The organism is Gilliamella sp. LMG 34360, assembly GCF_984568995.1.
Genome location: NZ_OZ474900.1, coordinates 849,891 through 873,792, shown reverse-complemented (window position 1 = coordinate 873,792; position 23,902 = coordinate 849,891). Strand labels below are relative to the sequence as shown.

At 34.0% G+C, this 23,902-nt stretch carries 21 protein-coding genes; 6 read left to right on the top strand and 15 right to left on the bottom strand.

Annotated features, from left to right (window positions below; translation table 11 throughout):
* Position 1: 1 nt before the first annotated feature.
* Positions 2-829, bottom strand: coding sequence for a DeoR/GlpR family DNA-binding transcription regulator (locus AC5LW9_RS03955; protein ID WP_086326901.1), 828 nt, complete (start codon positions 827-829; stop codon positions 2-4).
* A 342-nt stretch (positions 830-1,171) separates the two neighbouring features.
* Between AC5LW9_RS03955 and AC5LW9_RS03950 the strand changes: the two genes are divergently transcribed.
* From AC5LW9_RS03950 to AC5LW9_RS03935, 4 genes are read left to right on the top strand one after another with little or no spacing between them, the layout of a single operon-like run.
* Positions 1,172-2,026 (top strand): tagatose bisphosphate family class II aldolase, encoded by an 855-nt coding sequence (locus AC5LW9_RS03950; protein WP_086326902.1) that lies wholly within the window; start codon positions 1,172-1,174, stop codon positions 2,024-2,026.
* 11 nt (positions 2,027-2,037) lie between these two features.
* A complete protein-coding gene (gene pfkB / locus AC5LW9_RS03945; RefSeq protein WP_493456359.1) occupies positions 2,038-2,958 on the top strand; it encodes a 1-phosphofructokinase in 921 nt (306 codons plus the stop codon).
* Between the two features lie 12 nt (positions 2,959-2,970).
* Entirely contained in the window at positions 2,971-4,386 is a 1,416-nt protein-coding gene (locus AC5LW9_RS03940) for a PTS fructose transporter subunit IIC (RefSeq protein ID WP_493456358.1), read from the top strand.
* Positions 4,387-4,443: 57 nt separating this feature from the next.
* Positions 4,444-4,881 carry a PTS mannitol transporter subunit IIA gene (locus AC5LW9_RS03935; protein WP_493456357.1) on the top strand — a complete coding sequence of 146 codons (438 nt, stop codon included), beginning with the start codon at positions 4,444-4,446 and terminating at the stop codon, positions 4,879-4,881.
* A gap of 116 nt (positions 4,882-4,997) precedes the next feature.
* Here the strand turns inward: AC5LW9_RS03935 and AC5LW9_RS03930 are convergent, their stop codons facing one another.
* From AC5LW9_RS03930 to rpsU, 14 genes are all read right to left on the bottom strand, one after another.
* Positions 4,998-5,447, bottom strand: coding sequence for a hypothetical protein (locus AC5LW9_RS03930; RefSeq protein WP_039128564.1), 450 nt, complete (start codon positions 5,445-5,447; stop codon positions 4,998-5,000).
* Positions 5,448-5,525: 78 nt separating this feature from the next.
* Positions 5,526-6,635 (bottom strand): bifunctional diaminohydroxyphosphoribosylaminopyrimidine deaminase/5-amino-6-(5-phosphoribosylamino)uracil reductase RibD, encoded by a 1,110-nt coding sequence (gene ribD, locus AC5LW9_RS03925; RefSeq protein WP_039129894.1) that lies wholly within the window; start codon positions 6,633-6,635, stop codon positions 5,526-5,528.
* Between the two features lie 9 nt (positions 6,636-6,644).
* Positions 6,645-7,097: a transcriptional regulator NrdR gene (gene nrdR, locus AC5LW9_RS03920; protein WP_039129891.1), complete on the bottom strand. Its 453-nt coding sequence runs from the start codon at positions 7,095-7,097 to the stop codon at positions 6,645-6,647.
* A gap of 616 nt (positions 7,098-7,713) precedes the next feature.
* On the bottom strand, positions 7,714-9,003 hold the full coding sequence (thrC, locus tag AC5LW9_RS03915; protein WP_086326972.1) for a threonine synthase: 1,290 nt from the start codon (positions 9,001-9,003) through the stop codon (positions 7,714-7,716).
* 109 nt (positions 9,004-9,112) lie between these two features.
* Positions 9,113-10,051, bottom strand: coding sequence for a homoserine kinase (thrB, locus tag AC5LW9_RS03910; protein WP_086326973.1), 939 nt, complete (start codon positions 10,049-10,051; stop codon positions 9,113-9,115).
* Positions 10,052-12,508 (bottom strand): bifunctional aspartate kinase/homoserine dehydrogenase I, encoded by a 2,457-nt coding sequence (thrA, locus tag AC5LW9_RS03905; RefSeq protein ID WP_039128552.1) that lies wholly within the window; start codon positions 12,506-12,508, stop codon positions 10,052-10,054. It lies immediately after the preceding gene.
* Positions 12,509-12,867: 359 nt separating this feature from the next.
* Positions 12,868-13,197, bottom strand: coding sequence for a hypothetical protein (locus tag AC5LW9_RS03900; RefSeq protein WP_025314694.1), 330 nt, complete (start codon positions 13,195-13,197; stop codon positions 12,868-12,870).
* Positions 13,198-13,336: 139 nt separating this feature from the next.
* Positions 13,337-14,089, bottom strand: a complete 753-nt coding sequence (locus AC5LW9_RS03895; RefSeq protein WP_493456356.1) for an SDR family oxidoreductase — start codon at positions 14,087-14,089, stop codon at positions 13,337-13,339.
* A gap of 190 nt (positions 14,090-14,279) precedes the next feature.
* Complete coding sequence (uspA, locus tag AC5LW9_RS03890; RefSeq protein WP_065602434.1) at positions 14,280-14,732, bottom strand: universal stress protein UspA; 453 nt, start codon at positions 14,730-14,732, stop codon at positions 14,280-14,282.
* A 65-nt stretch (positions 14,733-14,797) separates the two neighbouring features.
* The gene (gene pitA / locus AC5LW9_RS03885) at positions 14,798-16,312 is read right to left on the bottom strand and encodes an inorganic phosphate transporter PitA (RefSeq protein ID WP_493455058.1); all 1,515 of its coding nucleotides are present in this window, start codon (positions 16,310-16,312) and stop codon (positions 14,798-14,800) included.
* A gap of 69 nt (positions 16,313-16,381) precedes the next feature.
* Positions 16,382-17,353: a bile acid:sodium symporter family protein gene (locus tag AC5LW9_RS03880; RefSeq protein ID WP_493456355.1), complete on the bottom strand. Its 972-nt coding sequence runs from the start codon at positions 17,351-17,353 to the stop codon at positions 16,382-16,384.
* A gap of 67 nt (positions 17,354-17,420) precedes the next feature.
* On the bottom strand, positions 17,421-19,262 hold the full coding sequence (gene rpoD, locus AC5LW9_RS03875) for an RNA polymerase sigma factor RpoD (protein ID WP_065737728.1): 1,842 nt from the start codon (positions 19,260-19,262) through the stop codon (positions 17,421-17,423).
* 84 nt (positions 19,263-19,346) lie between these two features.
* Positions 19,347-21,128: a DNA primase gene (dnaG, locus tag AC5LW9_RS03870; RefSeq protein ID WP_198235604.1), complete on the bottom strand. Its 1,782-nt coding sequence runs from the start codon at positions 21,126-21,128 to the stop codon at positions 19,347-19,349.
* A 130-nt stretch (positions 21,129-21,258) separates the two neighbouring features.
* Positions 21,259-21,474 carry a 30S ribosomal protein S21 gene (gene rpsU / locus AC5LW9_RS03865; protein ID WP_034882800.1) on the bottom strand — a complete coding sequence of 72 codons (216 nt, stop codon included), beginning with the start codon at positions 21,472-21,474 and terminating at the stop codon, positions 21,259-21,261.
* A gap of 184 nt (positions 21,475-21,658) precedes the next feature.
* Between rpsU and hemB the strand changes: the two genes are divergently transcribed.
* Both hemB and AC5LW9_RS03855 read left to right on the top strand, forming a co-directional pair.
* Entirely contained in the window at positions 21,659-22,672 is a 1,014-nt protein-coding gene (gene hemB / locus AC5LW9_RS03860) for a porphobilinogen synthase (RefSeq protein ID WP_198226386.1), read from the top strand.
* Positions 22,673-23,053: 381 nt separating this feature from the next.
* The gene (locus tag AC5LW9_RS03855; protein ID WP_493456354.1) at positions 23,054-23,824 is read left to right on the top strand and encodes a hypothetical protein; all 771 of its coding nucleotides are present in this window, start codon (positions 23,054-23,056) and stop codon (positions 23,822-23,824) included.
* Positions 23,825-23,902: the final 78 nt, after the last annotated feature.

The window sequence follows — 23,902 nt, the reverse complement described above, 5'->3', positions numbered from 1 at the left end:
ATTAAGTTACCTTTGAATTGTGATAAGTTATGCAGTATTTGTTTATAGCACGTTGCTTAAAATCTGAATCTATTAATTGTTGATGATATTCAGTAACAGCTGCTTTTGATAATATTACGACATCCATATGTTTTAATTTTCCAATACTATAGTTATCAGGTAATAAAAATCGTTGAGGCAAAACACCGATGGTGTGATCAGCATTTTTAAATATCTGTTGATACGTATTTTGTTGTTCACTATTTTCTATAATCAAATGATTATTATCATTAATAGCTGCTAGTTCAAAAATGAAATGCGAAATATGAAATTGATTAAGGATAGGAGTTAATGTATTACTATTTTGAAGAGTATTTCCATCTTGTAAAACCCCCCCAACAAGAATAACTTCTGCATCAGAAAATTCTTTAACTAATTGAGCATTATTAATGTCATTCATAATCAATCTTAATGACTTTTTGTTATGCAAAAAAGGAATAAGTTTTCGAATCAAATTGCCATGACTTAAAAAAAGAGTATCGCCATCATTAATATAGTTTAAACAATTTTTTACTAAATCTATTTCACCTCTTTCCATACCTATATTAGTGTAATTTAGTGGTTCAATAGTTGTATGATTAATCAAATTCTCAGGTGAAATATAAATCGCTCCCCCAAAAGAACGTTTTAGATATCCTTGTTGTTCCAAATAAGTCAAATCTTGTCGAATCGTAACATTCGAGACTCGAAGCATATCAGATAACTTATCCACTTTTACTTCACCTTGTTTGCGTACGATTTCGGCAATATCTAATCGTCGTTTTAGTAGGGCTGAAGACGCTCTAGCCAAATTTTACTTCCTATATAACTGATAATTATTAAAACAAAGATAATAAAATTTATCATACTAGTGGTCAATATCAATTGATCGAATAATTACTTAATTCTTTAAAAAAATCAAGAATAATTATATTGTTCTTACAACCTAATCTAGGTAGTAAATAGTTAACCGCCAAAACTAAATTTTGGCAACAAATTTATTATTTTTTGAATATTAAAATCCATTTTTGTGATCTTCCTCACGCGATTAACACTAGCACAACTTTCGTTTTGTAAGCATAATTTTAAATTATAAGTTTCGAATTGAAAGTTATAATTTTTTACAATTTTTAGAAATTTAAGGAGAAAACACATGTCTATCATTTCCAGTCATAACATGTTAAAAAAAGCACAAAAAGAACATTATGCTGTTCCTGCCTTTAATATCCATAATTTAGAAACGATACAAGTTGTTGTTGAAACAGTTTCTGAATTACAGTCTCCAGTTATCTTAGCTGGAACACCTGGTACCTATAGTTATGCTGGTACGGAAAATATCATCGCCATTGCTGAAGAGTTATCGAAAAAACATAATATTCCTTTAGCTGTGCATCTAGATCACCATGAAGAATATAACGATATTGCTTACAAAATTAATGCAGGCATAAGATCGGTAATGATCGATGGTTCACATTTTCCATATGAAGAGAATATTGCCATCGTAAAACAAGTTGTTGAATATGCTCACCGTTATGATGTCAGTGTTGAAGCAGAACTAGGACGCCTTGGCGGTATAGAAGATGATCTAATGGTCGATGCTAAAGATGCGTTATATACAAATCCAAAACAAGCGGTAGATTTTATTGAAAAGACAGGTATTGATTCACTTGCAATTGCAATAGGCACAGCTCATGGACTTTATAAATCTGAACCTAAACTTGACTTTGAGCGTTTATCAGAGATCCGTTCTATGGTAGATATTCCACTGGTACTACATGGTGCTTCAGGTGTTCCTGATAAAGATGTTCGGGAATGTATTAAACGGGGTATATGTAAAGTCAATGTAGCAACAGAATTGAAAATCGCTTTTTCTGATGCATTAAAAGAATATTTTATTGAGCATCCAGATGCTAATGATCCTCGTCATTACATGAAACCCGCAAAAGCGGCAATGAAAGAGATTGTTAAAAAAATTATCACTACTTGTGGATGTGCAGGTAAATTGTAGAGGCCAATATAATGATCTATACATTAACACTTAATACTGCGATTGATATGAATATACATTGCCAAGGATTAATTCCATATTCTGTCAATCGTACATCACATACTGAATACAGTCCAAATGGCAAAGCAGTCAATGTTTCAATAGTGTTGCATAAATTTAACAAACCAACGTGTGCATTAGGATTTTTTGGAGGATTTACCGGTAAATATATCGTTGAAGAATTAACTAAGATGCAAATTCAAACAATGCCTTGCTTTATTGACGATATCACACGTATTAATGTTTTTATTAATGATGGACAGAAAGAATATAAATTAGTTGGTAAAGGCCCCTTTGTTCCAGATAACAAAAAGGCAGAAATGCTAAATATTATCTGTAATCTTGAAAAAAATAGTTATTTGGTCATTAGTGGTAGTTTACCAAATAATATTGAATCTGATTATTACCAATCTATCATAGAGTTATGTCATAAACAGAATATACAAGTTATTTTAGACATCAGCCATCCAAAATTAAAACAATTACTCACTTATCATCCTTTGTTAATTAAACCAAATGATGATGAATTAAATGATATTTTTGGATTAAAAACCCAAACAATTGAACAAGTCATTACAGCTATAGAAACAGTGCACTCATTGGGTGCTCAAAATATTTTATTAACGATGGGATCTAAAGGTCTCTATTTTTCAAATAGGCAACACATTTGGTTTTGCGATGCCGTTACAATCAAATTGGTTAGCTCTGCTTGTGCGGGTGATGCATCACTGGCAGCTTTTTTAAGCGAGTGGTTACCAGAACAAGGAAATATTGAGAATGCAATGAAAAAGGCTTCCGCAACGGGCGCTAATGTTGCCGAATCAGATGGCTTAGGTTTACTTGATAAAATCAACGTCTATATGGACAAACTAGCAGTAACCAAAATTAAATAAAAGGGGAATGTTATGAAGAAAATATTAGCCGTTACAGGATGCCCAACAGGCATTGCCCATACTTATATGGCAGAAGAAGCGTTGAAAACTGCAGCCCAAAAAGCAGGAATAGAAATAAAAGTTGAAACAAATGGTGCTGGAGGTGTTGATAATGCTATTACTGATGCTGATATTGCAAATGCGATTGGCGTGATTATCGCAGCAGATAAAGACGTCAATCCCGATCGATTTAATGGATTACCTGTTATTGAAGTTCCCGTTAAAGATGGTATTCATAAAGCTGTGACATTAATTGAACAAATTACTTCTGGAACGATTCCTATTCGTAAAGGGACGCAAAATAGTACTACTAACACGACATCATCAAATCAAGTGGTAGTAAAAGAGTCGATTGGACGTCAAATCTATAAACATTTAATGAGTGGTGTATCAAACATGTTGCCTTTTGTGGTAGCTGGTGGAGTCTTGATTGCTTTATCATTTTTATGGGGAATCTATTCTGCCGATCCCAATAATGCTCAATACAATGAGTTTGCAGCGTTATTGATGAAAATAGGAGGACAAGCATTTGGCATAATGGTACCAATCTTTACTGGTTTTATTGCTTACTCAATAGGCGGAAGGCCTGCGATGGTTGCTGGTTTTGTTGGCGGATTAATAGCCAATGTCACTGGTGCAGGATTCTTAGGGGGCATCATAGCTGGTTTTGCTGCTGGTTACTTGATGCTTTTTGTCAAAAAATTACTTGATGGACTACCTCGTTCATTTGAAGGCCTTAAATCCATATTTATTATGCCATTAATTGGTGTATTTGTAATCGGCGCTGGTATGTTCTTACTGGGTGGCCCAATAGCAGATATTAACAATGCAATGAAATCATTCCTCGAATCATTACAATCTGCTAATCCTGTTTTACTTGGTATGGTTATTGGAGCAATGTGTTCATTCGACTTTGGTGGACCTGTTAATAAAGCTGCCTATGTAACAGGTACGATGTTATTAGGTGAGGGCAACTTCTACTTTATGGCGGGTGTTTCAGCTGCTTGTATTGTTCCTCCTTTTGTTATCGCTTTTTCCACTACTATTTTTCGAGGTAAGGCTTTTACTGAAGAAGAACGTGCCGCAGGTGTAGTAAATTATATTTTAGGAGCCACCCATATCACCGAAGGAGCCATTCCATTCGCAGCAAAAGATCCACTACGCGTAATTCCTATTATGATGTTATCTTCAGCTATCGCATCAGTACTAACATTTATTAGTCAAATACAAGTACCTGCACCTCATGGTGGTTTCTTAGTACTTCCGTTAGTCAATAAACCATTTTTATGGGTCGGTTGTATTTTTACTGGCGCATTAGTTGGAGCAATATTGTTAGGTTTAGTGCGTATTCATCAAAACCGACAATTAGCGACTAAAACACCTAAATAATTAACCAGCTGATATATCATTTAATATTCTATTTATCTAAATCAACAAGGAAATAAAATGAGCAATTTAAAATTAACAGTCGATGATATTTCAATCATTAATGGATGTTATTCTAAATCAGAAGCAATTCAAGCTGTAGCAGCAAACATGATTAAATCTGGTTTAGTAAAAGATGACTATACTCAAGCCATGTTTGACCGTGATGCACAAATTTCCACATTTTTGGGTAACGGTATTGCCATTCCACATGGCACTACAGACAAACGAAATAGTGTAATTGAAACTGGTTTGAAAGTAATATATTATCCGCAAGGCATAAAATGGGATGAAGATAACAATATTGCTTATGTGGTAGTCGGTATAGCAGCTAAAAATAATGAACATTTAGATATTTTACGGCAATTAACGCGAGCGGTTATTGCTGAAAATACAATAGAGCGAATTCAATCAGTTAAAAAACCAGAAGAACTATTAACAATCCTTCAAGGAAACTAATATAATCATCCCATGAGAAGAAATGATGTGAACTCATGGGAGGTTATCTCCATCTGATTGACGATTAATCAATTAAATCGGTTAATACAGTTAGTTTTTAAACTATATGAAGAATATTAGGTAGTAAAAAACTCCAGACGATTATTGATAATTGTTTCATTGTTAACCATTTCAAATGAGTCCAAAATGCCTTCCCAAGTAATACCTAGAACAATTAACATTCCTTCAAAATCATAATAATAACGTATCTGATCTTCAATAATACTATCTTTAAATCTATAGTTATGATTAAATTCATCAGTTAACTCAAACGGGTGACCAATCTTAAAATCAAAACCAAGGTAACTTAAAATTTGATTAGCTTTATCAATTAAAAAAGCGTTATCTGTAACTTCTTCAATTGATAATGCCTCAACACGATCTAAAATATAAAAAAATAGAATTTGATAACCACCTTTTCCTATGCCTTGGACATCAGCGTAACTAAAATCTTCAAAAGTTTGATATTGATTTGAACAAAAAAAATCATCAATATTGAGCATACTAAATTTTGTTTTATCATACATATCAATTAAATCGCTTTTCTATTTCCAGTTTTCATCTTATTTAACTTATTTAACTTATTGAATCATGACCAAAGCAGTTTACTTTCTTTTTAAAATAATCCTTAAATCATCACCTATTGCTTTTACGGATTCAAATTGAAATTGGGGTGCTAAGGATAATTTTTTAAGATTAGGTAATACACATAAATCTTTTGCATTATGACCTAGCAATTTAGGCGCATAATAAATAATGAGTTCATCAACTAAATCTTGTTCAATCAACGCACCAGCAAGATGAGCCCCCGCTTCAACCCAAACAGAATTAATCTGATTTTTACCTAATTCCTTTAATAATTGGACTAGATCTATGTAATTTTGAGGTGAAGATTCAATAATTAACTTGGTATTGGGTTTAATAATTGGGATATTTTGTTTGCGCACGATCCATGTCTCACCTGATTGTCTGAAAATATTTTCATCCCCTGTTAATCGATTTTGACTGTCTATGATAATGCGAATCGGTTGTCGAATATTTTCTGCTGGATAGATTTTTCTAATCTCATTAGGTAATTCGTCATATCTAACCGTTAAACTTGCCTTATCAGCCTGAACCGTTGCTCGAGTACTTAAAATACAACTGGCTTGAGCTCGATATTGTTGTACATCTTGTCTTGCTGTACTTGAAGTGATCCATTTACTTTCGCCTGATGCCATAGCAATTTTACCATCTAACGAAGAAGCGAGTTTAAGTTGGACATAAGGTATGCCTGTACGCATACATTTTAAAAAACCTTTATTAATGGCTTCAGCTTGTTCATATAAAACACCAACAATAACTTCAATTCCAGCATCTTTTAATCGTTTAATACCGTTACCCGCAACATTGGGATTAGGGTCTTGCATAGCAACAACAACACGAGTTATACCTGCTTTTATCAATGCATCAGCACAGGGAGGAGTTCGACCAAAATGACTACATGGTTCTAATGTCACATAAGCGGTTGCTCCTTGTGCCTTATTGCCAGCCATTTTTAGCGCATAAACCTCTGCATGAGGTTCACCAGCTTTTTGATGATAACCTTTGCCGATTATCTGATCATCTCTAACAATAACACAACCGACATTAGGATTGGGAGGGGTAGTAAAGCGTCCGAGTTTAGCAAGCTCAATTGCTTGCTGCATATAAAATTGATCTTTATCTCTTATCATATCACGTAATTATTTTTGTTGTAGTTTAGCAATTTCATTACTAAACTGCTCAATATCATGAAAACTAAAATAGACTGAAGCAAAACGGATATAGGCAACTTTATCTAGATCTTTTAGTTCTTCAATAACATAATTACCGATAAGTTTAGCTGGTATTTCACGTTCACCGGTTGCTCTAATTTTTGATTTTATACGCGTAATTGCGTCTTCAATTGCATCAAGACCAACTGGGCGCTTTTCTAATGCGCGTTTTATACCATTGCGTAATTTATCTTCATTGAACGGCTCACGAACTTTATTACTTTTGATAACATTAGGCATAATTAATTCAGCAACTTCAAATGTAGTAAAACGTTCATTGCATTCTACACATTGTCGACGGCGACGAACTTGAAAACCCTCACCAACAAGACGTGAATCAATCACCTTGGTATCATCAGCATTACAAAACGGACAGTGCATAAAATTATCCTAATAATGTCACAACTAACACTACAATAGCTGAAAATATCAATTAAAACAAGGTTTCAATAATGAATGGTTGTTACATTAATAAATTTATGATTCTATTCATTTTAAACATAACTAAAATTAAGAAATAATCCTCATTAATTTATTAAAAAAACTATTAAATTAATGAATATATACATTATTATTCTTATCATTTCATTACATTTATTGCCACTATGCTATAACATTGATAAATGTTTAAAAATTCTAACGTTTTTTAGTTATAGTTTTAAGGTCGCATAACAAGAAAAGCTAGAAAGAATAAGAAATCAAATAATTATAATCTAGATCAACAATAATAATTGACGGTAAACACATCAACAGAAACGAAAAATACGCAGACACATTAAATCATAATTTTCTTAAAATAAAAAACTTGTGGTAAGTCGAAATTGGCATTACCTAATCTAAACTATTAAGGAAAAATTTTTAGCTTCAATATTAATATTAGAAAGGTATTAAGGACTCACCAATTATAAGAAAACTAAACAATAATCCAATAGATTAAGTTAATAAAAAAATAATAAAACAAAAATTCCGTCGCCAAATTAACGACGGAAATAAAGATTTACCAATCTAATTTGATTAAAAAATCACGCAATTTAGCAAAATCATCTGGCATATAATGGGAAAGCAATGTCATATCTGCACGTTCTGCGAGTGCTTTCGGTAAAGGAATTGATTTACCAAGAATGTCTTCTACCACTTCTTTAAATTTAGCTGGATGTGCAGTACCTAAAAATAGTCCATATTCCCCTTCTTGTAACTGATCACGCAGTGCACGATAAGCAATTGCACCATGAGGTTCAGAAAGGTAACCTTTTTTGTCAAGTTCCTGTACCGTCTGTTTGGATACTTCATCAGAGACTGCAGCATGACCAAGTGATTTAAGCGACCACCTTTCTCTTTTATAAATCTCCTCAATACGAGGCCAATTATTAGGTTGGCTAACATCCATAGCATTGGATAGCGTTGCTACCGTTGCATGAGGTTCCCACTTACCTGTTTCCAAATAGCGTGGCACAGTATCATTGGCGTTGGTTGCAGCAATGAAACGTTTAATTGGTAATCCCATTGTCTTAGCAAGTAGACCTGCTGTTAAGTCACCAAAATTGCCACTTGGTACCGAAATCACTAATTGCTCACGTTGTGCTGGGGTTAACTGAGCAAAAGCTTCAAAATAGTAACAAATTTGTGCTAATAATCGACTTATATTAATAGAATTAGCTGAATTTAAGCCAATGGCTGTTTTTAAATCTTCATCATCAAATGCTTTTTTAACTAACGCTTGGCAAGCATCAAAATCACTTTGTATCGCAATAGTATGAATATTATCGCCAAGCGTACAAAATAGCTTTTCTTGTAATGGACTAATTTTTCCTTCTGGATATAAAATCACTACTCGAATATTCGGTAAATGATAAAATGCATGAGCAACCGCTGCTCCAGTATCGCCGGATGTCGCAGTTAGAATCGTAATTTTTTTATCAGCCGCAACTTGCACCAAAGCCTGGGCCATAAAGCGACCACCAAAATCTTTAAAGGCTAATGTTGGGCCATGGTATAACTCTAATGAACCTATATCTTTTTCTACTGATTTGACTGGAGCAGGAAACTGAAATGCATTTTTTACCAATCTATGCATATCAGTATCACCAATTTCATCACCAATAAAAGCGGATAAAATCTTGGCACTACGACTTACAAAATCTAGTTTTAATAATGCATCAATTTCATTTAGCGAAAATTTTGGTAAATCTTGAGGAAAAAATAGACCTTGTCCTCTTCCTAATCCTTGTTGTACTGCTTGTGCAAAGCTAACTTGCTGTGTGTGATCTTTTAAGTTGTACAATTTCATAATATTTTCCGATTATCTTTATGCTTATATTGTTTACTTTATCTGTTAGTCATTTATTGACCTATTGATAACGCTCTGGAAACTTTCATGCTTTATATCGTAGATAGAGTTATATAACTCTTGCGCCTTGGTTATCTATCTTACAAATATGCGTAAAACCTTCCTCATTTTGTAAGTAGCAATTTTTCAGTAGCAATTCAATTTGCTGCGCTGTTTCAAGTTTGTCAGCAATGACAAACATGGTCGGTCCTGATCCAGAAATACCCGATGCTAAAGCACCAAGTTGTTTTACCCGATTTTGCGTTTCATCAAAGTTAGGTAATAGTTGTTTACGATAAGGTTCTGCAATATTATCGCGCAGCATTGTTGCAGCAAGTTTTGGTTGATTTGTGTAACAAGCGTGAATAAAACCACCAACATATCGACCATGAGCGACGCAATCCGCTTTTTGATATTGTGCAGGCAAAATAGCTCGTGCTTGAGCTGTCGATACCTTTATACCTGGATAGGCCATCACCCAATACCAATTGTCAAAATGTGGAATGGATTCACTAATAATCCCCATTTCATCAAGGATAAGTTGCATTCCTCCCAAATAACAGGGTGCAACATTATCGTAATGAACGCTTCCAGAAATCCGACCTTCAAGTTCTCCCATCATAGAAAGCATTTCAAACTCACTAAATGGCTTATCAAAAAATTCATTTAAAGCAACCAATGCCCCTACTACTGAACATGCACTGGATCCTAATCCTGAACCAATAGGCATATTTTTTTCAAGTGTCATACTAACTGGGAGCGTTTTACCCATCGCTTCACAAAAACGCTGCCAGCATTGATATACAATATTGTATTTAGGATCGCGTGGTAACTTTTGAACAAATATTCCTTTACAAGTAAGAGAGAATTCTGTTGCGGTTTCAACTGTGATCAGATCACCCAACATCACACCACTAATCGGATTAATGGCAGCACCTAAAATATCAAAACCAACACTGATATTCGCCATTGATGCTGGCGCATATACTGTTAAAGATTTATGACTCATTTAACCTCCGATTTTACCTGATGTAGTGCGTAAAATATCAGCAAAAACACCCGCTGCAGTCACGTCATTACCCGCCCCATAACCACGTAGTACTAATGGAATTGGTTGATAATAACGAGTATAAAATGCTAAAGCATTTTCGCCATTCTTAACTTTATAAAGAGGGTCTTCACTATCAACTGCTTCAATTTTAACACTACATTGATTATTTTCGATACTACCAACATATCGTAATACTTTTCCGTTTTTGGCTGCTTGTTCAGATTTTGCTTTAAATTCAGCATCTAATTGCGGTAATTTAGTCATAAACTCATCAATATTGCCTTGGGAATATTCAGCGGGTAAAACAGATTCAACATTAATTTGATCGAGTTCAAGTTGTAATCCAGCTTCTCGCGCTAAAATAAGTAATTTTCTAGCAACATCTGTTCCAGATAAATCATCCCGAGGATCTGGCTCAGTAAAACCTTTCTCTTTAGCTAGTTTAGTTGCTTCAGACAATGACATTCCTTCATCAAGCTTACCGAAAATGAAAGAAAGCGAACCTGATAATATCCCTGAAAATTTAATAAGCTCATCACCCGCATTTAGTAAATTTTGTAAGTTTTCAATTACCGGTAAGCCTGCACCTACATTGGTATCATATAGGAATTTGCGTTTACTTTTTGCAGCTTCTTGGCGTAAGCGTAAATAATAGGCCATAGAGCTGGTATTTGCTTTTTTATTTGGAGTAACCACATGGAAACCATTAGCTAAAAAGTCAGCATATTTGTCGGATACTTCGCTACTTGAAGTACAATCGACTAGAATTGGGTTAAGCAGTCGGTTATTTTTGGCAAATTCAATAATACTATCTAATGTGTATTTCATTTCACTCTGTTTGATTTGTTCACGCCAATTATCAAGAATAATACCATCTCGATTAAGCACGCTATGTTTTGAATTAAATAAACCGCATACCCGTAAATCAATCTGTTTGTTTTTAAGCCATTTTTGTTGGCGACCAATTTGATCGACAAGTGCGCCACCCACACCACCAACACCAATTACAAAAACATCAAGCATTTTATCTGTTCCAAATAGCATTTGATGAGCAACTCGTACGCCCATTACCGCAACATCATTATCAACCACAACTGAAATTGAACGTTCAGATGATCCTTGTGCAATAGCGACAATGTTAATATTTGCTCTAGCTAATGCAGTAAAGAAATTGGCTGATAATCCACGTAATGTGCGCATACCATCGCCCACAACTGAGATAATAGCCAGTCTTTCAATAATTTCAATTGGTTCAAGTAATCCATCTTTTAATTCTAAGAAGAATTCATCACTTAAAGCTTCTTCTGCACGATAAAGTTCAGATTGTGGTACACAAAAACTGATACTGTATTCAGATGATGATTGTGTAATAAGAACAACAGATATACCTGCGTAAGACATCGCCGAAAAAACCCGAGCCGACATACCAACCATGCCTTTTAGACCAGGACCAGAAACGTTAATCATCGCCATATTATTTAAATTAGTAATCCCTTTTACAGGAGTGGTTGAATCAACAACATTGGCGCCAATAAGTGTACCTGGTGCATCAGGGTTATTGGTATTTTTTATTAAACATGGAATTTGGAACTGTGCAATAGGTAAAATGGTTCTAGGATGAAGAACTTTAGCGCCAAAATAAGAAAGTTCCATCGCTTCTTGATATGACATAGTTTTTAGTAATTTGGCATCAGGAACAGTGCGAGGATCACAAGTGTAAACACCATCAACATCGGTCCAAATTTCACAGCTATTGGCTCTTAAACAAGCTGCAAGAACTGCAGCCGAATAATCAGAACCATTACGACCAAGTACAACCAACTCCCCTTTGTCATTACCCGCTGTAAATCCAGGCATTAAAATAATATTTTGCTGTGGAATGCACATCTGTGCAATTCGATGACTTGATTCGGGAATATCAACCGTAGATTCTAAGTAGCCACCTTCAGCAATAAGCATTGCAACAGGATCGATTACGGTAATGGTGTGACCTTTCGCCTTAAGCAGCTCTTGCATAATAGTAATTGACAGTTTTTCACCACGACAAATAATTGATGCATTAATACTATCTGGGCATTGACCTAATAAGCGAATTCCTTCCAGCAATTGCTTAATATGATTTAATTCATTTAACGCAAAACGTTTCATTTCTTCATAAGCAAAATTAGGTTGTACTTTTGCAAGCCCCGCTAATAAATCAGCAAAAATTTTTTCCGCATCATAAATATTGTTTTTGATTTCTTGTCCGGCAACTGTTTTTTCAACCATTGCAACTAAATGATTAGTGATTTTAGCAGGTGCTGATAAAACAGTCGCTGTTTGTTCTTGTTTAGCATTATTTTCAATTATCTCCGCTACTCGCAAAAAACGTTCTGCGTTAGCAACAGATGTTCCTCCAAATTTTAAAACTTTCATATCACACCTTACTTATCTTTTTTATTTATGCCATTACGATTCAAAATACAATTATTCGACTTTTTTACATCGATAGGTATTATGAAAACCCTTTAGTGTTATAACTTTAGTTATAATTTTATTTTCAAACTATAGTTTAATTTTAATAAAAATATTTATTACACAATAAAAAAACCCGCCTTTTAGGAGCGGGTTTTTTATATTTTTTGGGAAAAATCAACCCGCCCTAGATCGCGTAATAGTACCTAAGGTGCCAATAATGCCTGTCATACGGATTGAAATAATCATTATTTTTCCTAAAACTTTTTCACTTAAACTCTAAACAAAACAGCCCGACATTTTCATGTCAGGCTGTAATTCTAAAAAACTTTTTTGCTGTTTTCGTACTCATTAACAACTTTATTCAAAGCTTGATATATACTTTGCGCATCTTGTTTATTTAATGCTTCATCAAGGATATTGAGGTACGACAACATTAATTTTTGATTGTCTTCGGCAAACTGCGGTGATACTTCCTGATCTTCATATAACATGACATAAGTACGGGCAAATCCAAAGATCAAAAAATAGACCGATGCATTTTTCGGATCTTCTTGAATTAATGCTCTCATCGCCTTGCGTAGTTTTACATAACTATCCGTACCCGGCAAACTTGTCGCAAATGTTTTCGTTACTTCAGAAAATGTCATTGCAATAAACCCCAATCAAAATCACAAGATGAAAGGATAGCAACCCGTCAGCAGAAGTGCAAGTGTATTTTGTTTATTAAACATAGTTTTTTATTTTTAATAAACAGCATATACCAATTAATAGCTAATAAATTTATTATTATAAATCCTTGTAAACAGATAATCCGGCTGAAGCTTGTGCAACAGGCATTATCTCAATTGAGTTAACATTAAAGTGCGTTGGTGTATTAACTAACCAAGATACGGTATTTGCTATATCTTCGGGCGTGATATAATCTACACCTTTGTATACTTCCGCCGCTTGTTCATCATTTCCATGAAACCGTATATTTGAAAATTCTGTACCACCACACAAACCAGGCTCAATATTGGTAACTCTAATTTTTTTTCCTAAAAGATCTGTTCGTAAATTTGCACTAAACTGCTTAACAAATGCTTTCGATGCACCATAAACATTACCGCCTTTATAAGCATAACTACCAGCTACTGAACCAAGGTTAATAATATATCCAAAATTACGTTCGACCATTCCTGGCAAAATTTGGTGAGTTAAATGTACTAAGCCTATTATATTGGTTTCAATCATGGTTTCCCAATCATTATAGTCTGCTTGGTATGCTGGCTCTAATCCTAAAGCTAATCCGGCATTATTAATTAAAATATCAATTGGTTGGAACTCTTTAGGAAGTTGTAACAAAATTGATTCCACTGCATCTTTTTTTGTTACATCTAAAGACAATGGTAAGAAGTTTGAACCTAATTCATCAGCTATTTTCTGTAGTTTATCGGTTCGCCTAGCGACACCAATAACTTTATAGCCATCTGCTATTAGCTTGCAGCAAATAGCTTGTCCAAATCCAGAGGAAGCGCCAGTAACTAAAGCAATATTCATAGTAAAAGCTCCTTATAGGCTTAAAGATAATATAGATACGAGTATATTCTCATAATCAATATGATAAATATGCAAAAAGTGGTAAATAAATAATTTTACTTAAACGTATAGTTAACCTGAAACTTCTTGACAATAATGCAAAATAACTTTTATAAAAAACCCGCTAAAAAAGCGGGTTAATATTTACATTTCATTTAGCAAGTTCTTCTGATGGTTCTTCGTCTTTCAATGGAACTATCAATGTATCAATATGAGTATTATTGATTAATTGACGTGCAGAAGACATTAACTTACTCCAAAAATCCTGATGATGACCACACACAACAAGATCAGCGCCATATTCATGAATCGCTTCAATCAATACTTGACCAAATTCACCATTTCCTGAAAGTGTGTGTGCAATAGGATATCCAGCATCATCAGCCAGTTTATTTAAAGCAATGTGCGCATCTTCTGTGATTTTGTCTTTCATATCATTCATATTAATATCAACTAACCCTGTATATAGATCAGAATAGTTAATACCAACATGAATCAAAGAGATTTGAGCATTATATGGCCTTGCCATAGAGACCGCTTTCTCGACAAGAACTTCACTTTCAGGTGATAAATCCACTGCGACTAATATATGTTTATAAGCCATGATATTTTACTCCTTCCTATTTTGACGCTCAGGTTAAATTTTGAATTTATACTCTCTTTTTACTACTAAATTAATTTTTGAGCAAGCCAAAAAAGTGACCCGGATAACAAAATTGAAATCGGCAATGTCAAAATCCATGTTAATGCAATATTTTTAATCGTTTTGCTTTGTACACCACCACCATCAACAATCATTGTTCCAGCCACCGATGATGAAAGGACTTGAGTAGTTGATACTGGCATCCCCGTATAGCTAGCAATACCAATTGAAAGTGCTGTGGTAATTTGCGCCGAAACACCTTGAGCATAAGTCATTCCTTTTTTACCAATTTTTTCACCAATGGTAACAGCAACCCGACGCCATCCAATCATGGTACCAATAGCAAGCGCTGAAGCCACTGAGATAATGATCCAAATAGGTGCATATTCAATTGTTTTAAGTAAGTCCTTATTGACCGAATTTAAATATTGTTTATCTTCTGATGAAACATTTGGTTGTTTAGCAACATGTGAAACAGTATCGGACAAGCAAAGTAGAATACGTCTAGCTTGTGAGCGTTGCTCAACAGTAAGAGATTCATAATCATTCATTTTATTAAATAGATTATTAGCAATATTTAATGTAATAAAAGAACGCGAATAATCACAATGATATTGATTTAAATCGCCGATAGGCACGTTAGAGTCAACTGTAGATTGAGAGCCAATTACAGTTGTTAAATCTTGATTATGAGTAACAAAATAGTCTTCAATATTGTGGATAGCATTGCGTGTATTAGTAATATCATAAGTTGAAGCACTCATATTAACAATAAAACCTGCGGGAGCAATGCCCATTAGCACCAACATTAATAAACCAATTCCTTTTTGCCCATCGTTAGCGCCATGTGAAAAGCTAACACCGGCTGCTGATATAATAAGCATTATGCGAATCCAAAATGGAGGCTTTTTCTTACCATAGAGTTTTTCACGTTGCTCTGGTGTCATGAAAATACGCTCTCTTTTTTTACTACTTTTTTTGCTTTGACTTTTACGTGTCCAATATTTACGTAGTAAAAAAATCATTAAACCAGCAACAACAAGACCAATTACTGGTGAAATAATTAATGATAAAAAGATTTGAATCATTCTCGGAATATTAAGCGCATCAATAATTGATGTATCCATAATAAATGCATTAGCAAGTGCTACACCAATAATAGAACCAATTAAGGTATGAGAACTTGATGCAGGGATGCCAACATACCAAGTTCCTAAATTCCAAATAATTGCTGCGAATAAAATAGAAAATACCATTGCAAGCCCATGTGTAGAACTCACATTGAGTAATAAATCGGTTGGTAATAAGTGCACAATCGCATAAGCAACACTAAGGCCACCAAGCAACACACCGAAGAAATTAAACACTCCTGCCATAAAAACGGCAAGTTGCTCTTTCAATGCTCTGGTATAAATAACCGTTGCAACAGCATTGGCTGTATCATGAAATCCATTTATAGCCTCGTAAAAAAGCACAAATAACAATGCAAAGACTAATAATACAATAGTTGAAAATTCTAAATCAGAAAATAGATGAAACATAATAGATCTTTCTGTTGTTAATTAACGACACTATTATCCTTTAGAATAGGATAATGAGCAAAACAAATTTTACATTTTTCGTTTAGCATAGCGGGCAGCTAAAAAAGCACAGATCATTAATTGAATCTGATGAAAGATCATTAAAGGTAAAATCATAATTCCCATAATCGACATTGGAAAAATAACACCGGCCATGGGAATACCACTAGCTAAACTTTTTTTTGAACCACAAAATACGATTGTAATTTCATCTTCTTTGCTAAAACCAAATAGTCTTGCACTATAGGTCGTAATCAATAAAACAATAACTAATAATACAATTGAGAAAAATATTATGTTTAATAACGATAAAAGACCAACTTGTGCCCAAATGCCATTAATAACTGCATCACTAAAAGCAACATAAACCACCAATAAAATTGATAAACGATCAGTTTTAGAAATGATATTTTTGTATTTTTCTATCCATTTGATTATAAAGCGACGCGATAAATGACCAATAATAAAAGGTAACATCAATTTTAACATTATTGAGGTAATTGCATCGACTATATCCATTGAAGCAACAGCTTGAGTATTCATTAGTAACCCAACTAAAATAGGAGTAATAAAAACACCCAATAATGTTGATGCAGAGGCACTACAAATTGCAGCTGCTACGTTTCCTCTTGCTATCGAAGTAAATGCTATTGCTGATTGTACTGTTGCAGGTAAAACACAAAGGTACACAAAGCCTAAATAAAATTCTTGCGATAAAAAAGTTGGCACTAAAAATTGCATCATAACGCCTAAGATAGGAAAAACCACAAAGGTCGTTGCAAATATTAACAAATGTAATCGCCAATTTTTTATGCCAATAATAATGGATTGAAAAGAAAGTTTAGCGCCATGCATAAAAAATAACAATCCAATGGCAAAAGTTGTAAGGTGCTCAAAGTATATTTTAGTTTGTCCCTTACAAGGCAAAATACTTGCAGAAATAACAACAAAAATTAAAGTCAATAAGAATGGATCAATCTTCAAACGTTGGAGTATATTCATAGTTACCAATCTTTTTTGCTAAAAAAATCGCCACAATAGTGGCGATATAGTTTACGAGTAAGAATACTTATTCTAAGAAGCTACGAAGAACATCCGAACGACTTGGATGACGTAATTTACGTAACGCTTTAGCTTCAATTTGACGAATACGTTCACGTGTTACATCAAATTGTTTACCAACTTCTTCAAGCGTATGATCGGTATTCATATCAATACCAAATCGCATACGTAATACTTTTGCTTCGCGTGGCGTTAAACCAGATAAGATATCACGTGTTGCACTGCGCAAGCTTTCAGATGTTGCTGCATCTAATGGTTGCTCTAGTGCGGTATCTTCAATAAAGTCACCTAAATGTGAATCTTCATCATCACCAACAGGTGTTTCCATTGAAATTGGTTCTTTAGCAATCTTCAACACTTTACGAATTTTATCTTCTGGCATTTGCATACGTTCAGATAACTCTTCTGGTGTCGGTTCGCGACCAATTTCTTGTAACATTTGGCGTGAAATACGATTTAACTTATTAATCGTCTCAATCATATGTACTGGAATACGAATTGTTCTTGCTTGGTCGGCAATTGAACGTGTGATAGCTTGTCTAATCCACCAAGTTGCATAAGTTGAGAATTTATAACCTCGACGGTATTCAAACTTATCTACAGCTTTCATTAGACCGATATTACCTTCTTGAATCAGATCTAAGAACTGTAATCCACGGTTAGTGTATTTTTTTGCTATAGAAATAACTAAACGTAAGTTTGCTTCAACCATTTCTTTCTTAGCGCGTCGTGCTTTTGCTTCACCAATAGACATACGACGATTAATATCTTTAATTTGCTCAATAGAAAGATTAGTTTCCGTTTCAATTTGTTGCAACAAGTTAACTTGAGCAGCAATTTGCTCCTCGAAATCTTTTAAATTAGCCGCAAAAGCACTTTTCGAAGTTAATGCTTTATTATACCAATCCATGTTATTTTCATTTCCAGTGAAATAATTCATAAATTGTTTTTTCGGCATCTTACATTGTTCAACGCAGATCTTCATAATTACACGTTCGTGTGCTCTTACACGATCCATCATACTTCTCATATTGTTGACAAGTATATCGAACTGTTTAGCTACTAAACGAAATTGTTTGAAAATCTCTGATAAATTTTCGATCTCTTTTTGTGCTTTTTTGTGACCTCTTCCATATTTTTTAATAGCTTCAGAAGTTTTATTATGCTGTTCTTGTAATTCAGCAAATTTTGCTCTAGCTACTTCAGGATCAATCGAAACATCTTCATCTGCAGATGAATCACCATCCTCATCTTCATTTTCATCGTCACTATCGTCTATTTCGATCTCGGTTTCACTATCTTCTAAATCTTCAGGTAATTCTTCTGTTACTTCTTCCGCATTTGGATCAACAAAACCGGTAATTAAATCAGATAAACGAACTTCTCCACTTTCGACTAAGTTATATTGCTCAAGTAGATAAGTAATCGCCTCTGGGTATTCAGACACTGAAGTTTGAACCTGATTAATGCCATCTTCAATACGTTTGGCAATATCAATTTCACCTTCACGAGTTAAAAGTTCTACCGCTCCCATTTCTCGCATATACATACGAACAGGATCGGTTGTTCGACCTATTTCTGACTCAACATTAGATAATACTAATGCTGTTGCTGCTTCAACGGCTTCTTCATCAGGGACATTATCTGAAAGTAATAACTCATCAGAATCAGGGGCTTCTTCAAGAACTTGAATCCCCATATCATTAATCATTTGGATAATATCTTCAATCTGATCTGAATCAATAATCTCTTCAGGCAAGTGATCGTTGACATCAGCATAGGTTAGGTATCCTAGCTCCTTACCACGAATAATTAGGAGTTTTAGCTGTGATTGAGAATTTTGCTCCATAAAAGGTATCCACTTTTAGTTATTTGGTCATGTGTATATTATATATGTAGAACATTAGCTGTTATCTACGTATACCCTATATATTTAGTCTTTTTTTGATAAAACAAGTATTAATGTCGCTAATTCTTTTTTCTCTGCGGTACTTAAGCCGGAGACTCTCTCTTTTGCGATTAGTTCATCTTGTCTTTGGGCGAGTATATTATCATATAACTCTTTTAAAGTATGTTTAAAAATAGATTCTATATCATCATCTTGGTAATGAAACTCCCAGGTTGATAAACGACTAATTTGCTTATAAAACGGCCTTTCTAAACACTCAGTTAATATTTGTGCAGTAGTTATATTAGGATAGCGCTGGCATAATTCAAGTAGTTCAATAAAAATATCAATACCAGCCATTTTCACTTGACCAATAGCATTAATATCGGAAACAAGCTGCGCAAGATTAGGATATTGAAGTAATAAACCGATCAAAATACGCATTGTTGTTAACTTCATTTGTGCTATTGGTGCAGTTTCTGGAACCTTACTTTCATATTTTTGGCGATTAGATTGCATCAATTGCTCTATTTGAGACAAATCAAGTAATCCTAAATAACGCCCAAGTTGTTGTAATAAATTTAATCGGAAAGCCTTTGCTTTTATTTGATCAAGTAAAGGAAGCGCCAATGAACTTAATTTAGCTTTCCCTTCCGGTGTTTTCAAATCAACTTGTTTTAGTAATTCATCAAATAAAAATTTAGACAGGTTTGGTGCGGTTTTCAGGTAATCTTCAAAACCTGTTTTACCGACTTTACGTACAAAACTATCTGGGTCTTCATCTTGAGGTAAAAAAGCAAAGCTTATCTCTTTACCATCAATCAAGCAGGGTAATAAAACATTTAATGCTCGCCAAGCAGCATTCCTTCCTGCATTATCTCCATCATAACAAAAGATAACAGAATCTGTAGCTCTAAATAGAAGTTTAATATGTTCTTCTGATGTTGCTGTCCCTAGAGCTGCTACCGCATAATCAATATCATATTGGGCCAGAGATACAACATCCATATAACCCTCTACAATTATTAATTGTAGAGGGTTACGATTGGCTTCCAAAGCTTCATAAAGTCCATATAACTGAAAACCTTTATGAAAAATAGGCGTTTCTGGTGAGTTTAAATATTTTGCCGAGTCATTAATGATAGTTCTTCCACCAAAGGCGATCACATTACCTTGTCTATCACGAATTGGGAACATGATTCGCCCGCGAAAGCGATCGAATCGATTACCTCTATCATTATTAACTGACATCCCTGCTTTATCATATAACTCTGCTTCGTTTTTTGTCTTTACAATAGTTTGAAAAGCTAATTGGCTTGAATTAGGGGCGTAACCAATTTTATACCTAGCTATAATTTCCGTATTTAGCCCACGTTGTTCTAGATATTTATGTGCATCAATCGAGGTTGATAATGCTAATTGCTGTTGGTAAAAATTGGTTATTTTGGCCATTAACGTATACAGATCACGGCGAATATTTCGAGATTCAATCTGTTTTGATTGATCTATTTGGTTATTCTCATTATCCGTATAAGGAACTCGAATTCCTTGCATACTAGCTAATTCTTCAATAGCTTCGGGAAAAGACAAACGTTCATATTGCATTAAAAAATTTACAACCGAACCAGATGCCCCACAACCAAAACAATAATAGATCTGTTTTTTTTCATTCAATGAAAAAGAGGCAGTTTTCTCATCATGGAAAGGACAACAACCAAAGTAATTATTCCCCTTTTTTTTCATTTTGACACGTTTGCTGATCACATCAAGTATACTTGTGCGAGCAATCAAGTCTAAAATAAAATCGCGAGGAATAAGACCTTTCATGATAATTCAACCGATATTGGCACTATACGCAAAGACAACAAGCCGTATATATATGTACGGCTTGTAAAAATTTTTTATAAAAAATAGATAAAATTGAATTTTATATCAATTTAAACTTTTAGTATAACTATTAATATAGACGAGTGCGACGAGCGTTTTCTCTTTCTAATTTTTTAGCATGACGTTTAACAGCAGCTGCTTTTGCGCGTTTACGAATAGTAGTTGGTTTTTCGTAAAATTCACGATTACGAACTTCAGCTAAAACTCCTGCTTTTTCGCAAGAACGTTTAAAACGACGTAATGCTACATCGAAAGGTTCATTTTCACGTACTTTAATTACTGGCATGTGCCTCTCACCTCAAATTTGTTTAATATCACAAAGGACTAAAAATTAGTGCGCAATTTTACCTCTAATGGATATATGTTGTAAAGTAAAATATCCAATTATTGTATCATAACAAATTAATTTGCTAATCTCCCTACTCAATTAGATAATAAAACCATTTTTATTAATATAGATAGGTATTTTTATGTCATCGTTTATTACCGGTCAGTACCCCAAGCGCCGCTTACGCCGCAATCGTGTTTATGATTTTAGTCGCCGTTTAGTTGCAGAAAATCAGCTAACGATTAATGATCTAATTTATCCTGTTTTTATCGTTGAAGGAAACAATATCATTGAACCCGTTTCATCCATGCCAAACGTTGATCGAATGAGTATTGATATACTATTAAAAGAAGCTGAATATGTAGCTAAACTAGGTATTCCTGTTCTTTCATTATTTCCAGCCATTGAACCAGCAAAAAAATCATTACTCGCACAGGAAGCTTATAATGAAAATGGATTAGTACCCAAAGCGATTCGAGCATTAAAAAAAGAAATTCCTGAGTTAGGTATTCTAACTGACGTAGCCCTTGACCCTTACACAACGCACGGACAAGATGGTATTATTGATGAACATGGTTATGTGCAAAATGATATATCTGTCGAAATTCTTGTTAAACAAGCTTTAATTCAAGCCCAAGCTGGTGCAGATATTATCGCGCCAAGTGATATGATGGATGGACGCATCGGCGCAATTCGCGATGAGTTAGAAAAGTATAATTTTGTTAACACTCAAATCATGGCGTATTCAGCAAAATATGCTTCAAGTTTTTATGGTCCGTTTCGTGATGCCGTTGGATCCGCTCCAAATATAAAAGGCGGTAATAAAAAAACTTACCAACTTGACCCCGCCAACAGTAATGAAGCTTTGCAAGAAATTTATCAAGATCTTAGCGAAGGGGCTGATATGGTCATGGTAAAACCAGGTATGCCTTATCTTGATATGGTTAGAAGAGTAAAAGAGAGCTTCGCCGTTCCAACATTTGCTTATCAAGTTTCTGGCGAATATACCATGCTGTGCGCAGCAATTGAAAACGGTTGGTTAGATAAACAGTCCGTAATTATGGAATCCTTACTTTGCTTTAAACGCGCTGGTGCAGATGGAATATTAACTTATTTCGCTAAACAAGTAGCTGAATGGTTAGTTCAAAAACAATAAAATTTAATGAACTCACAATAAAGTCCCCATATTTATATAGTGGGGATATTTATCAAAAAAGTAAAAGAATTCATTTATTTTATCGGATTTATTCATTCTATTTTTTTACAAAATTAGCTATTAAATACAAAAAAATTTTCAAGTTTCCCCAAATGACTAATGGTATTTCAATTTTATTATCATGGCTTGAATTTTATAGCTTCACTCTTTTCATAATTATTTTGTCTATCAATTGTAAATATTAATAATTAAAATGATTTAATGCCAATATAAAATTAACAACCTGTGTTTCATAAAGCATGTAAAAAAGTTTCAGGAAAACTATATGTTTATGTAAAAATTTGGTAATATTTCATCAGATTAGTTACAAAGGAATGAAAAATGATTTATAAACTCATACCGAATGAATTACATAAAGAGCTTAATGATTTTCGTAATGATTTAGAGAGAATAGCCTCACAACATGTTGAGGTTTGTCCTTTTTGTGATAAAAAGGAATTTTATTTAATCCGTTCAAAACCAACTACCACTTACCGTTGTAAAGCTTGCTATAAATATTTTACGGCAGCAACGAATACACCTTTTAACCGTCTAACACCTTTTAATTGGTTAGATACCATTTTTGTTAGCCGTATAAAAAATTACAGTTATCAGGCAATAGCAAATATATTTGAATGTTCAACTGAGAAAATAATGCGCCGTGACCATGCAATAATTAATCGCTTAAAGCTACATTATTTACCATTATATAAATGGTATATCAATAAACAACAGACAACCTTAAATCCAATCTTAATTGAACAACATAATTATATCAAATCAAAAATAAATACTTTACTTAATACACAAACGCCCCCTTGTTTACACTGTAACTCAACAGAAACGGTCAAAATAGGCAAACGAACATGTTACCGGTGTAAACGATGTCGACATAGTTTTAATCTTTTAAGCAATACTAAACTAAACCGTTTACCCAAATCTGAATTATGGTTGAGCTTTATTGATTTACTTATAGATGGGCAAGACAATACACAAATAGAAAAAAAACTAAAATTGACGAACAATACCGTAAGGCGATGGCGAGCTGTATGGTGTGAAATGATGATAAATTGGAATTGTGAAGCCCTATCTATTTGGTGTAAAGGTCATTAAAACAGTAAACATAGTACGATGAGTTATAGTTTGATGTTCTACTCTAAATATTTTTAAACAATAATACTAATAATGGAA

Bases quoted from the DNA above. Each gene is read 5' to 3' on its own strand.
- AC5LW9_RS03950 (WP_086326902.1), top strand. From the start codon at position 1,172: ATGTCTATCATTTCCAGTCATAACATGTTAAAAAAAGCACAAAAAGAA.
- pfkB (WP_493456359.1), top strand. From the start codon at position 2,038: ATGATCTATACATTAACACTTAATACTGCGATTGATATGAATATACAT.
- AC5LW9_RS03940 (WP_493456358.1), top strand. From the start codon at position 2,971: ATGAAGAAAATATTAGCCGTTACAGGATGCCCAACAGGCATTGCCCAT.
- AC5LW9_RS03935 (WP_493456357.1), top strand. From the start codon at position 4,444: ATGAGCAATTTAAAATTAACAGTCGATGATATTTCAATCATTAATGGA.
- AC5LW9_RS03930 (WP_039128564.1), bottom strand. From the start codon at position 5,447: ATGTATGATAAAACAAAATTTAGTATGCTCAATATTGATGATTTTTTT.
- ribD (WP_039129894.1), bottom strand. From the start codon at position 6,635: ATGATAAGAGATAAAGATCAATTTTATATGCAGCAAGCAATTGAGCTT.
- nrdR (WP_039129891.1), bottom strand. From the start codon at position 7,097: ATGCACTGTCCGTTTTGTAATGCTGATGATACCAAGGTGATTGATTCA.
- thrC (WP_086326972.1), bottom strand. From the start codon at position 9,003: ATGAAATTGTACAACTTAAAAGATCACACACAGCAAGTTAGCTTTGCA.
- thrB (WP_086326973.1), bottom strand. From the start codon at position 10,051: ATGAGTCATAAATCTTTAACAGTATATGCGCCAGCATCAATGGCGAAT.
- thrA (WP_039128552.1), bottom strand. From the start codon at position 12,508: ATGAAAGTTTTAAAATTTGGAGGAACATCTGTTGCTAACGCAGAACGT.
- AC5LW9_RS03900 (WP_025314694.1), bottom strand. From the start codon at position 13,197: ATGACATTTTCTGAAGTAACGAAAACATTTGCGACAAGTTTGCCGGGT.
- AC5LW9_RS03895 (WP_493456356.1), bottom strand. From the start codon at position 14,089: ATGAATATTGCTTTAGTTACTGGCGCTTCCTCTGGATTTGGACAAGCT.
- uspA (WP_065602434.1), bottom strand. From the start codon at position 14,732: ATGGCTTATAAACATATATTAGTCGCAGTGGATTTATCACCTGAAAGT.
- pitA (WP_493455058.1), bottom strand. From the start codon at position 16,312: ATGTTTCATCTATTTTCTGATTTAGAATTTTCAACTATTGTATTATTA.
- AC5LW9_RS03880 (WP_493456355.1), bottom strand. From the start codon at position 17,353: ATGAATATACTCCAACGTTTGAAGATTGATCCATTCTTATTGACTTTA.
- rpoD (WP_065737728.1), bottom strand. From the start codon at position 19,262: ATGGAGCAAAATTCTCAATCACAGCTAAAACTCCTAATTATTCGTGGT.
- dnaG (WP_198235604.1), bottom strand. From the start codon at position 21,128: ATGAAAGGTCTTATTCCTCGCGATTTTATTTTAGACTTGATTGCTCGC.
- rpsU (WP_034882800.1), bottom strand. From the start codon at position 21,474: ATGCCAGTAATTAAAGTACGTGAAAATGAACCTTTCGATGTAGCATTA.
- hemB (WP_198226386.1), top strand. From the start codon at position 21,659: ATGTCATCGTTTATTACCGGTCAGTACCCCAAGCGCCGCTTACGCCGC.
- AC5LW9_RS03855 (WP_493456354.1), top strand. From the start codon at position 23,054: ATGATTTATAAACTCATACCGAATGAATTACATAAAGAGCTTAATGAT.